12 protein-coding genes and 1 tRNA gene are annotated in these 11,157 nt (G+C 65.8%); 9 read left to right on the top strand and 4 right to left on the bottom strand.

Going from position 1 to position 11,157, the window contains the following annotated elements; genetic code table 11:
* The first annotated feature begins 119 nt into the window (after positions 1-119).
* The 3 genes from ABZW16_RS31055 (at position 120) to cutA (ending at position 979) form a co-directional block, all read left to right on the top strand.
* Positions 120-362 carry an MbtH family protein gene (locus ABZW16_RS31055; RefSeq protein ID WP_011207082.1) on the top strand — a complete coding sequence of 81 codons (243 nt, stop codon included), beginning with the start codon at positions 120-122 and terminating at the stop codon, positions 360-362.
* Positions 363-489: 127 nt separating this feature from the next.
* Positions 490-561, top strand: a tRNA-Thr gene (locus ABZW16_RS31060).
* An 85-nt stretch (positions 562-646) separates the two neighbouring features.
* Positions 647-979, top strand: a complete 333-nt coding sequence (gene cutA / locus ABZW16_RS31065) for a divalent-cation tolerance protein CutA (RefSeq protein WP_354959642.1) — start codon at positions 647-649, stop codon at positions 977-979.
* Positions 980-1,015: 36 nt separating this feature from the next.
* Here cutA and ABZW16_RS31070 read toward each other — a convergent pair whose 3' ends face one another.
* Entirely contained in the window at positions 1,016-1,441 is a 426-nt protein-coding gene (locus ABZW16_RS31070; RefSeq protein WP_354959643.1) for an HIT family protein, read from the bottom strand.
* A 106-nt stretch (positions 1,442-1,547) separates the two neighbouring features.
* Here ABZW16_RS31070 and ABZW16_RS31075 point away from each other — a divergent pair, with 106 nt between their 5' ends.
* A complete protein-coding gene (locus ABZW16_RS31075) occupies positions 1,548-2,612 on the top strand; it encodes an alpha/beta hydrolase (RefSeq protein ID WP_354959644.1) in 1,065 nt (354 codons plus the stop codon).
* An 18-nt stretch (positions 2,613-2,630) separates the two neighbouring features.
* Here ABZW16_RS31075 and ABZW16_RS31080 read toward each other — a convergent pair whose 3' ends face one another.
* A complete protein-coding gene (locus ABZW16_RS31080) occupies positions 2,631-3,005 on the bottom strand; it encodes a PH domain-containing protein (RefSeq protein WP_354959645.1) in 375 nt (124 codons plus the stop codon).
* A 241-nt stretch (positions 3,006-3,246) separates the two neighbouring features.
* Between ABZW16_RS31080 and purD the strand changes: the two genes are divergently transcribed.
* A complete protein-coding gene (purD, locus tag ABZW16_RS31085; RefSeq protein WP_354959646.1) occupies positions 3,247-4,518 on the top strand; it encodes a phosphoribosylamine--glycine ligase in 1,272 nt (423 codons plus the stop codon).
* A 10-nt stretch (positions 4,519-4,528) separates the two neighbouring features.
* Here purD and ABZW16_RS31090 read toward each other — a convergent pair whose 3' ends face one another.
* Entirely contained in the window at positions 4,529-5,512 is a 984-nt protein-coding gene (locus ABZW16_RS31090; protein ID WP_354959647.1) for a M23 family metallopeptidase, read from the bottom strand.
* A gap of 132 nt (positions 5,513-5,644) precedes the next feature.
* Here ABZW16_RS31090 and ABZW16_RS31095 point away from each other — a divergent pair, with 132 nt between their 5' ends.
* The 4 genes from ABZW16_RS31095 (at position 5,645) to ABZW16_RS31110 (ending at position 9,984) form a co-directional block, all read left to right on the top strand.
* Positions 5,645-6,811 carry a pyridoxal phosphate-dependent aminotransferase gene (locus ABZW16_RS31095; protein ID WP_354959648.1) on the top strand — a complete coding sequence of 389 codons (1,167 nt, stop codon included), beginning with the start codon at positions 5,645-5,647 and terminating at the stop codon, positions 6,809-6,811.
* Between the two features lie 143 nt (positions 6,812-6,954).
* Positions 6,955-7,593, top strand: coding sequence for a TetR family transcriptional regulator (locus ABZW16_RS31100; protein WP_354959649.1), 639 nt, complete (start codon positions 6,955-6,957; stop codon positions 7,591-7,593).
* 6 nt (positions 7,594-7,599) lie between these two features.
* A complete protein-coding gene (gene purB / locus ABZW16_RS31105; RefSeq protein WP_354959650.1) occupies positions 7,600-9,021 on the top strand; it encodes an adenylosuccinate lyase in 1,422 nt (473 codons plus the stop codon).
* Positions 9,022-9,633: 612 nt separating this feature from the next.
* Entirely contained in the window at positions 9,634-9,984 is a 351-nt protein-coding gene (locus tag ABZW16_RS31110) for an HIT domain-containing protein (RefSeq protein WP_354959651.1), read from the top strand.
* A 209-nt stretch (positions 9,985-10,193) separates the two neighbouring features.
* On the opposite strand, the gene ABZW16_RS31115 is transcribed toward ABZW16_RS31110, so the two are convergent.
* Complete coding sequence (locus tag ABZW16_RS31115) at positions 10,194-10,325, bottom strand: hypothetical protein (RefSeq protein ID WP_354959652.1); 132 nt, start codon at positions 10,323-10,325, stop codon at positions 10,194-10,196.
* Positions 10,326-11,157 lie beyond the last annotated feature (832 nt).

Raw genomic sequence — 11,157 nt, forward strand, 5'->3', positions numbered from 1 at the left:
TACGCGTAACGTCTGCCTTGCTAGGGTCGACACAACGCTCTGGGAGCTTCCGGCGCTCTAACAGCGCTTGGATGCGCCGAGGGTTATCCCGTACATGCGCCAGTATCCAGTGAGGTGAAATGAGCACCAACCCCTTCGATGACGAAGACGGCCGCTTCTTCGTTCTGGTCAACGATGAGGAACAGCATTCGCTGTGGCCCGCCTTTGCGGAGGTTCCGGCCGGATGGCGAGTTGTTTTCGGTGAGGACAGCCGCGCCGCGTGTGTCGAGTACGTCGAGAAGAACTGGACCGACATGCGTCCGAAGAGCCTGCGTGACGCGATGGCCGCCGATGACGCGGCCCGACAGGGCGCCCAGTCCTGATCTGCGGTATTCGATACTGCGCCGGGGCCGAATGCTGAACCGTCACTGCGTGACACCGTAAGCCGGTGTCACGCAGCTGGCGTGCCCAGTTATGATTGGCACCGTTTTGCAGAGTCAGACACCGTCCGCCTCCTTAGCTCAGTGGTAGAGCACTCGCCTTGTAAGCGAAAGGTCGTCAGTTCAATCCTGACAGGGGGCTCGACTACGGGCGTGCCACTTACGGCGCGCCCGTTGCTGTAGCTCGTACTTCACGCTGCACATCGGAGCCCGCCTACTGTGGCCGCATGGCAGTGGCGAGAGTGTGGTCGGTTACGACCACGACCCCGACCGAGGATGACGCGAGAGCCATCGCGAGGGCGGTGGTCGAGGAACGACTTGCCGCGGGTGCCGAGGTCACCGGCCCGGCCCTATCCGTGTTCTGGCATCTCGGCGAGCTGGGTGAGGGCCGGGAATGGCGCGTGAGCTTCAAGACGTCGGTGACGGCGCGCGACCGTCTCGCCGCCCGAGTGTGCGAGTTGCATCCGTGGGAAAGCCCGGAGGTCACGGCGACCCCGGTCGAATGGTGCGTCGACAGCTATGCCGATTGGATCGAACGCGCAACTGCCGCACCGGAATAGGGCCGCGTTCGACGGCCCCTTTCGGTTCGACTGTGCTCAGTCGGGGACGTTGGCTCCGTAGCCGAGTTCGCGGAGGGCTTTTTTGATCTTGGTTTGGGCCTCGTCGAGGGATTCCGGGGTGGGGTTGTGCTGGGCGCCGGAGATGTCGAAGTTGCCCATGGTGAAGGCCGGGAAAACGTGGACGTGCAGGTGGGGGACTTCGAGACCGGCGATGAGCAGGCCTGCGCGCGGCGCGTCCCAGGCCTCGCGAACGGCCTGACCGATCTTCTGTGCGACACCGTTGAGGCGGGCGAACGTGTCGGGGTCGATGTCCTGCCACTGGTCGATTTCCTTGCGGGGAACCACGAGGGTGTGGCCCTGGGTGACCGGGGCGATGGTGAGGAATGCGACGAATTCGTCGTCCTCCCAGACGAATCGACCCGGCAGCTGGCCCGCGATGATCGCGCTGAAAACGGAAGGCATGCACCGGAGGCTACTCGGGTCGCTGTTCGGGGTGGTGTTGACGCCGATCTGAAACTGTGTCTAAGGTACACGTATTAGTTTCCAGCGGACACAGTTTAGGAATGACATGCTCACCATCGCGCTCGCCGCCACCGCCGTCTCCGCCGCACCCGTGGGTCTGCTCGCCCACCGCCAGCTGCGGCGCCGCGCCAACGCGCACGCACTGCGAATCGACACCCCGAACGGCATCGCCGAATCCGGCTTCGTCACCATCGGCGGCATCGAGCAGTGGATCGAGATCCGCGGCGAGGACCTGGCCAATCCGGTGCTGCTGGAACTGCACGGCGGCCCCGGCGCGACGAACACCTGCTTCGCCAACCGGACCCGGGCCTGGGAGCGGCATTTCACGATCGTGCGCTGGGATATGCGCGGCGCGGGAAAGACTTTCGGACGCGGTGCGCAGGGGGAGGTGAGCTTCGACCGGCTCTTCGCCGATGCGCTCGAGGTCACCCGGTATGCGCGCGAGCGCCTGCACCAGGACAAGGTGGTGCTGTTGGCCAATTCATTCGGATCGGTGCTCGGACTTCGCCTGGCGCGCAATCATCCGGAGCTGTACTCGGCCTATGTGGGCACCGACCAGAACATCACCGGCGGCGAGCGCGACGACAGCGCATTCTGCGCCGTGGTGCGGCGTTTGCGAGACGCCGGAAAGGGTTCTGCTGCAGCGAAACTGGAGCAGATGGGTTCGGATGCCACCCGATGGACCGCCGAACAGTGGGGCCTGTACGCGAAACTGGCGACCAGCTCCGACCCCATGCTCAGCGAGGTCCTGAAGAAGCTGATCATGCCGTCGATGTGGTTCTCGCCGCAGCACCGGCTGCGCGATCTGAAGGCGGGCGCGGACGGTATGAAATTCTCCGAGCGGATCGGGGTCGAATCCGTGCACTTCGACGCCTGGCGCGAGGGCACCCGATTCGAGTTGCCGTTTTTCATCTTTCAGGGCGAATACGACAGCCTGATGCCCGCGGCCAGGGCACGCCGCTATTTCGACGATGTCCAGGCCCCGCACAAGGAGTTCGCCCTGATCTCCGAGGCCAACCACTTCGCGGCGTTCTGGCAGCCCGAGCAATTCCTCGAGCTGCTGCTGACCCGGGTACGGCCGGTGGTGACCCGAACGACCGTATCGGCCTAGGACTTTCGCGTCGGCAGGTCAGGCGACGTAGTGCGAAAGGATGCTCTGCACCTCGTAGATGTCGACCTGGCGGTTGAACCGCTTCTGCACCGGCTCGTGCGTACCGGAGATCCAGATGCAGAGCTCGGCATCCAGATCGAAGGTGCCGGCGGTTTCCACCGAGAAATGCGTGATCGCCCGGTAGGGAATGCTGTGGTAGCTGACCTTGCGGCCGGTGACACCCTGCTTGTCGACCAGGATGAGACGGCGGTTGGTGAACAGAATCGCGTCGCGGACAAGCAGATACGCGGCATAGACCTGTTCGGCGTTGCCCATCAGCCTCGCGTATTCCTCTTGCGCCCTACCGGGATCAATCCGCCCGGCATTGCCCATCAGTCCATCGATCAGACCCATCGTCAGCACATCCTTTGCGCGGTGGAGTCGGCTGGTGCAGCCCCCCTCTCATCAATGATCCACCTCACACTCCCTGATGGCCGTCAACGTGACGACTGATTTCGTGAACACCTGGGCAACTGCTCGGCCGCCCCGAGAACGAGCCGGGACGGCGCGGCCGAAGTTACGACGTATCCAACGACCGGCAAAAGTTCCGGGGAGGCGGGAAAGCCATGGTTGGCGACAACCTAAGCTGTTGCCCGTGCGCGTACTCGTCATCGGTTCCGGAGCCCGTGAACATGCCCTCGTCCTGGCCCTGCGCCGGGACCCCGCGGTGACCGCGCTGTTCGCTGCGCCGGGCAATGCCGGGATCGCCCAGCACGCGCAGGTCAGGCCGGTCGATCCCTGCTCGGCCGAGGCGGTTGTCGCCCTGGCCACCGAGCTGGACGCGGAGCTGGTGGTGATCGGGCCCGAGGTGCCGCTGGTGCTCGGTGTTGCCGATGCGGTGCGGGCCGCGGGCATCGCCTGTTTCGGTCCGTCGGCCGCGGCCGCCCGCATCGAGGGTTCGAAGGCCTTCGCCAAGGACGTGATGACCGCCGCCGGGGTCCGCACCGCGCACAGTGAGATCGTGGACAATCCGGCCGAACTCGACGCCGCACTCGATCGCTTCGGTCCCACCTGGGTGGTCAAGGACGACGGGCTCGCCGCGGGCAAGGGTGTGGTCGTCACCGCCGACCGCCACGCGGCCCGCGATCACGGTGCCGAACTGCTCGAGCAGGGCCATCCGGTGCTGTTGGAATCCTTCCTGGACGGCCCGGAGGTTTCGCTGTTCTGCCTGGTGGACGGCGAAACGGTGGTGCCGCTGCTGCCCGCGCAGGATCACAAGCGCGTCGGCGACGGCGATACCGGGCCGAATACCGGCGGTATGGGCGCGTACACGCCGCTGCCGTGGTTGCCCGAGTCGACGGTCACCGCGATCGTCGAGGATGTCGTCAAGCCCGTCGCCGCAGAACTGGTGCGGCGGGGCTGTGGCTTTTCGGGTCTGCTGTATGCGGGTCTGGCGATCGGTGCGGCCGGACCCGCCGTCGTCGAATTCAATTGCCGCTTCGGCGATCCGGAGACCCAGGCCGTGCTCGCACTGCTGGAGAGTCCGCTCGGCGAATTGCTGAATGCCACCGCCACCGGCACCCTGGCCGAGATGGCCGCACCGCGTTGGCACGACGGCGCGGCCGTCACGGTCGTAATCGCCGCCGAGAACTACCCGGGTCGGCCCCGTGTCGGCGATGTGATCACCGGAGCGGGCGAGGGGACCGCCGACGACACGTCCGCGGTGCTGCATGCGGGCACCGCACTGCGCGAGGACGGAGCCCTGGTCTCGGCGGGCGGTCGGGTGCTGAGCATCGTCGGCACCGGTGCGGATCTGGCCGAGGCCCGCGCCAATGTCTACGACCGGATCGCCTCGATCAAGCTGCCGGGCAGCCACTTCCGCACCGACATCGGCCTGGCCGCCGTCGAGGACCGCATTTCTGTCTGATCGGCTCAGCTCAGCCGAAGCCGAGTCCGTGCGCTGCCAACCACTGCTGTGGGTCCACATGCTGCCCGTTGACGATGACCTCGAAATGCAGATGCGGACCCGTGGAATCGCCGCGGTTGCCCATGCGGGCGATCTGCATACCCGCTGGCACGCGTTCGCCGACGGATACGAAGAAGTCGTACATATGGCCGTAGACGGTGATGCTGCCGTCATCGTGGCGAATGCGCACCCAGAGCCCGAAGCCTTGCGCAGGGCCCGCGTCGATGACGGTGCCATTGGCGACGGCGTAGATCGGGGTTCCGATCGGGCCCGCGATATCTATGCCGTTGTGGAAGGTGCCCCAGCGTGAACCGAAACCCGAGGTGAAGACGCCGCGCGTCGGCAGCACCATGCCGGTGAGGCCGGGCAGCACCGAACCGGCGGTGGCCGGCGCGCTGCCCGCCATCCACGGCTGGTACTCCCCGGAGGCCGCCGCCGCGGCCTCGGCCTTGGCGCGTTCCAGGGTGGCGCGGGCCGCGGTCGCGACCACCTCCTGCTCGCGGATGCGTTCGCCGTTGGCGATGGCGTTCAGATAGCGCTTCACCGACGGCGGTGTGGACTGCATCTGCTGCGGATAGGCGAAGGCGACGCGCTGCGCCTCATCCGGGCCGGGCGTGCGATCGGTGACGCGCCAGGTGAATGCGGAATCGGCCGCTACGAAGATGGCGGTGGCAGTGACACCGGCGATCAGGATCCGGTGTTTGCGCAGGAGCGCGCGATAGTCCGGCTGGGGCCGTGCCTCCCATAGCGCGCGTAGGTCGGGTGCCGGTTGTCGGCGTAGCCAGAACAGACCGTCCTTGCACTCACCGAGCACCTCGCGCGCCCGTCCGGGCAGTGCGCGCAGTTCGGAATCGCGCCGTTCCCGCAGGTTGGCACGCCAATCGGGCGGTATGACACCGATGCCACCCACCCCCGGTATTCGATCCAGCCGCGCGCGGCGCGCCTCGTCGAGCATTAGCGCAGACCATAACCCGCGCGACGCGGTCGGCACATGTCGAACCGCGCGGCCGGTCGCATTTTTGCCCGATAGCACAAAACCCGAGGATCGGCGAACCGGCGAGAAACGGGACCGTCTACCGTACGTCGGGTGTCCAGAGAATCTCGCCGGTCGACCATTCCACCTTTCTACGTGATGGATGTCTGGAAGGCTGCCGCGGAACGGGCCAGGACCCATGGCGACGTGCTGGTGCTGGCGGCCGGGCAGCCGTCCACGCCGGCGCCCGCCCCGGTGCTGCGTGCGACAAAGCTGGCGATCGAATCCGAACTGCTCGGTTACACAGAGACTTTCGGCATTCTGCCGCTGCGCGAGGCAATCGCCGAACACCACCGCGATACCTACGGATACGCCGTCGACCCCGACGATGTGGTGGTGACGACCGGATCCTCCGGCGCGTTCACCCTGATCTTCCTGGCCGCATTCGACGCCGGGGATACCGTCGTGGTGGCCCGGCCGGGATATCCGGCCTACCGCAACACCCTGGCCGCGCTCGGCTGCCACGTCATCGAACTCGATTGCGGTGCCGAAACCCGATTCCAGCCCACCGTGGCCATGCTCGAGGCGTTGCCGGAGCCGCCAGCGGGACTGATCGTGGCCAGCCCGGCCAATCCGACCGGCACCATGATCGACCCGGATGAACTCGCCGCGCTGGCCCGCTGGTGCGATGCGCACAACACCCTGCTGATCTCCGATGAGATCTATCACGGCATCACCTACCAGGGCGTCAGCGTGGGGCGGACCTCATCGGCCTGGGAGACCTCGCGCACGTCGGTGGTCATCGGATCGGTCTCCAAATACTTCTCGATGACCGGCTGGCGGCTGGGCTGGATGCTGGCGCCGAGCGGATTGCGGCCCGCACTGCAACGGCTCGCGTCCAATATGACCGTATGTCCGCCCGCGGTCTCGCAGTACGCGGCGCTGCACGCATTCGGCGCCGAGGCCAAGGAAGAACTGGACGGCCATGTCCGCCGCTATGCCGTCAATCGGCAACTGCTGCTCGATGGCCTGCCGAAACTCGGTATCACCGACCTGGCCCCGGCCGACGGCGCCTTCTACGCCTACGCCGATATCGGCCATCTCACCGACGATTCGCGCAAGTGGTGTGCCGAGGTACTCGACCACACCGGGGTCGCGCTGGCGCCCGGCGTCGACTTCGACACCGTGGCCGGACACCGAACCGTGCGCTTCTCCTTCGCCGGTGCCACCGCGGATATCGAGGCCGCACTCGTTCGGCTCGGTCACTATCTGCGTGGTTGATCGTGCTGTCCGCCAAAGAGTTTGCATAGTTGCTCACCTAACAGGCACAGATACGGTAGAACAACGATGCTGGGTTTTCACTCTCTGGTTTCCTCTCTCTGATTTCGCACGGATGAACTGATGATGACTGGCACGATGGCACGGTGATAACCGCGACGACCCCGAAAGGCGAACGGCGTCGCCAGGCTTTGGTAGCGGCTGCCGCAGAGTTGCTACTCGAAGGCGGATTCGATGCGGTGCGGCATCGCTCGGTCGCGACGCGCGCCGACCTTCCGCTGGCGTCGACGACGTACTATTTCGAATCGCTCGATGATCTGATAGCCCGGGCGGTCGAGTTCAGCGGCCATACGGAACTGGACGCGATGCGCCGCCGGGTCGGCGAGGTGAGTCATCGCCGCCGCGGTGCCGAGGCGACCGTCGATCTGGTGCTCGACCTACTGGTGGGGCCGGATGGCCACGACGAGGGCGCGCGCGGACAGCTGATCGCGCGCTACGAGCGTTCGGTGGCCTCGGCCCGGCACCCGGAACTGCGGGAAGTCCAGCTACGACTAAGGGCGCAACTCGACGAATTGCTCGCCGATGTGCTGCGCCGCTCCGATCGGGCGGTGCGGTCGGAGCAGTTGCGCAGGATGGTGGCGGTGGTCGACGGGGCCGTGGTCGCGGCGCTGAGCGAAATGGACCCGGAGCCAAGGCGAATGGCGCGCGGTGCGTTGCTGGAGGTCATCGATATCGTCGCGCCCGCGACGCCGCAGCAGATCGACAGGTTCAGGTCACTAGACTGACCAGACGTGAGCCTCGTCCCTAACGTTCTTGCCACCCGGTATGCCAGCCCCGAGTTGGTGCATCTCTGGTCGCCCGAGCACAAGATCGCGCTCGAGCGGCGCCTGTGGCTGGAGGTGTTGCGGGCGCAGTCCGAACTCGGCATCGAGCTGCCCGCCGGCGTCATCGATGACTACGAGCGGGTCATCGACCAGGTCGATCTCGCCTCGATCGCCGAGCGCGAGCGGGTCACCCGCCACGATGTGAAGGCGCGCATCGAGGAATTCAACGCACTCGCCGGACACGAGCATGTGCACAAGGGCATGACCAGCCGCGATCTCACCGAGAATGTGGAGCAGCTGCAGATCCGGCTCTCGCTCGAACATGTGCACGCGCACAGTGTCGCGATCGTGGCCCGGTTGGCGCAGCGGGCCGCCGAATACCAGACGCTGGTGATGGCGGGTCGTTCGCACAATGTCGCCGCGCAGGCCACCACGCTCGGCAAGCGGTTCGCCTCCGCCGCCGACGAACTGCTGATCGCATTGACCCGGCTGCGCGAACTCATCGACCGCTACCCGCTGCGCGGCATCAAGGGCCCGATGGGCACCGCACAGGACATGCTCGACCTGCTCGGCGGCGATCCGGCCAAGTTGGCGACGCTGGAGCAGCAGGTCGCGCGGCATCTCGGTTTCGCCGATGTGCTGACCAGCGTCGGCCAGGTGTATCCGCGCTCGCTGGACCACGACGTCCTTTCGGCCCTGGTGCAGGTCGGCGCGGGTCCGTCGTCGTTCGCGCACACCATCCGCCTGATGGCGGGCCATGAACTGGTGACCGAGGGCTTCCAGCCCGGCCAGGTCGGCAGCTCGGCCATGCCGCACAAGATGAACACCCGCTCCTGCGAGCGTGTCAACGGTCTGCAGGTGGTGCTGCGCGGTTACGCGTCGATGGCCGCCGAATTGGCTGGCGCGCAATGGAATGAGGGCGATGTCTTCTGTTCGGTCGTGCGCCGCGTCGCGCTCCCGGACGCCTTCTTCGCCATCGACGGCATGATGGAAACCTTCCTCACCGTGCTCGCCGAATTCGGCGCCTACCCCGCCGTCGTCTCCCGCGAACTCGACCGCTACCTGCCGTTCCTCGCCACCACCCGCATGCTGATGGCCGCGGTCCGCGCTGGCGTCGGCCGCGAAACCGCCCACGAGGTCATCAAGGAACATGCGGTGGCCGTCGCGCTCGCCATGCGCGAACAGGGCCGTGAACCGGATCTGCTGGACCGTCTCGCCGCCGACTCCCGCTTTCCCTTGGACCGCGCGGAATTGGATGCCGCCCTGGCCGATAAGTCCGCCTTTATCGGTGCCGCCGAAGCGCAGGTTTCCGACGTGGTGGCGGCGGTGCACAAGCTGGTCGATCAGTACCCCGAAGCCGCCCGCTACACGCCGTCCCCGATCCTCTAGCCTCGGAGAACGCTCAACTGCTCTGTTTGCCGAGCCGGGTTCACGCGGAATCCGGGTGTTGGCGTCCCAATCGGATGCGCTGATCGAATACGACGGGCGGATCGTGAGCCGTCGAGTTCGGCGGCCACGACGAGCGCCTCGGCCCGGCGGATGCGACGGGCGGTCACCGGGATCGGCGTCGGAGCCATGCATTACGTGGTTGATCAGGCACACCTCGAGGCCCCGGAGTACTCGGCCAGTGCGGCGTCCCCTGCGCCTTGCGGGCCTCGGCGCTGCCACAACTGGGCACTGGAGCGGTCCTCGGCGCGGGGCCATGGCTTTCGGGCTGGCTGGGCGATCCTGGCGGGTGGGTTTATGAAGAGCGCGGGTGCCGCGCGGCCAGTGCTCGGGGCCACGGTCTCGGGCGCTACAAGCAGCGGCCATCGTGGGATGGACGGCCCCTTTCCGATCCGAGTGCTGGTGCTGGGAGGGTTAGGGTTTCGGCGTGAATCCGTACACGATCTTTGCCGACATCATTGCTGGGCGGGCGGAGGCCAGCAGGGTGTTCGAGGTGTCAAGCTTCATGCTTCGTACATTCGAAAATCCCTGGTAGAGGCTCTAGTGTGTAGCGCCGTGGATACTACGTTTCTGAGGATCGTCCGGCACGAGGCTCCTGCCGACATCGTCTACCAAGACGATCTGGTGACTGCCTTCCGGGACATCCGCCCGCAGGCACCTACGCATGTGCTGATCGTCCCGAACGAACTGATCCCGACGCTGAACGATGCCCGGCCCGAGCACGAACCGGCGCTCGGCCGGATGCTGACCGTCGCAGCGAAGATAGCGGCCCAGGAAGGCATTGCCGAGAAGGGATACCGGCTGATCGCGAACTGTAACCGCCACGGCGGTCAGGAGGTCTACCACCTGCATCTACACCTTGTCGGCGGGCACGCCCTCGGCCCGATGCTCGAAAACCGTTGGTAGACGAACATCCTGGCCATCGTGTACGGCTTGTCTTCCTCGATGGCCGCTGACGTTGTGTACGGGTATGCGAGTCGATGGACCACCATGGTTACCCCTGCCATCGTGTACGGGTAATCAAGTCGATAGCCCTCGGTTTCGGCCGGGGTGTTAGAGGTCGTCGTACCACCGAGGCAGTAGCCGATGCTCGAGGCGGGCACGGGCTGAATGAGCTAGATCAACTTCCACTCGTCCCGCTCGATCCGGGCAACTTCCATCGCAAGCGTCTTCACGTTGTCGGCGTAACCGAATCCCTCGGCGATCTCGGTTAGCTTGGCATCCTCGAGCTTGAGGTGCGGGCGCAACGATTCGAACCATGGTCGCCCCGTGAGGTCCGGTAACGGCCCGTTCGCGTTCGAGGTTGCGGTTCGACGCTGATACAACTCGGTGTGGGACTCGTACATTCCCTCGCGCCACTCTCTCACTAGCTCGCGTCGGCGCTGTCGTTGTGCAGTCGTCCGCGCGGTCACGTCTTGTTGGCGAAGCTTCCTGGACTCGACCGACCACCCAATGAACGGGGTGGCCAGCGCGATAATTGTGGTCGCGCCACTGCCGATCGCGCCACCGATTACACCAGCCCATACCGGATCAACCATGACCCGATTTTGCCGCAACAAGGTGGGTGGCTAGCTCAAGTAGGCGGTGGGGTTCGGGGTGTGGGAGGGGTACCCGACCGGGGCAGGCACCGGGCTAGGGGGTGCAGGTGGGTAAGTAGGCACTTGGGTTGTGGCACTGGGTATCTGGGCCTGAGTTGCTGTGTGTGTGCTGCGTCCCTGGGTCTGAGTCCGGCTGTGCCGCTGGGTATGTGCGGGTCCGAGTGCGGAAACCAGGGCTCACCTGGGCATATAAGCCGGATAGGTACCCAGGGGAGGGTCACCACGTTATGCGGTTGCCCGGTCCTGTACGGGTTTTAGGGTCGATTAGACCTGCTGTTGATCCTGCGAGACACCAGAAGCGGCGTCAGTGCGCGGATGACGTCGGGGCGCTCACTCGGCGAAACATCCCGCACGGCTTGCTCTGCGACGGACACCTTCGCCTTAGCGAGCGTCCGAGAACTCTCGTCAGCGCGTGGCTCAGGTGCTTCCCACGCTGGGTAATGGTGGTGTGTAGGTGCTGATATCGGGTGCTGTGTAGAGT

Source organism: Nocardia sp. NPDC004604 (assembly GCF_040609795.1).
GTDB lineage: Bacteria > Actinomycetota > Actinomycetes > Mycobacteriales > Mycobacteriaceae > Nocardia.

Bases quoted from the DNA above. Each gene is read 5' to 3' on its own strand.
- ABZW16_RS31080 (WP_354959645.1), bottom strand. From the start codon at position 3,005: ATGGGTCTGATCGATGGACTGATGGGCAATGCCGGGCGGATTGATCCC.
- ABZW16_RS31055 (WP_011207082.1), top strand. From the start codon at position 120: ATGAGCACCAACCCCTTCGATGACGAAGACGGCCGCTTCTTCGTTCTG.
- ABZW16_RS31075 (WP_354959644.1), top strand. From the start codon at position 1,548: ATGCTCACCATCGCGCTCGCCGCCACCGCCGTCTCCGCCGCACCCGTG.
- cutA (WP_354959642.1), top strand. From the start codon at position 647: ATGGCAGTGGCGAGAGTGTGGTCGGTTACGACCACGACCCCGACCGAG.
- ABZW16_RS31090 (WP_354959647.1), bottom strand. From the start codon at position 5,512: ATGCTCGACGAGGCGCGCCGCGCGCGGCTGGATCGAATACCGGGGGTG.
- ABZW16_RS31070 (WP_354959643.1), bottom strand. From the start codon at position 1,441: ATGCCTTCCGTTTTCAGCGCGATCATCGCGGGCCAGCTGCCGGGTCGA.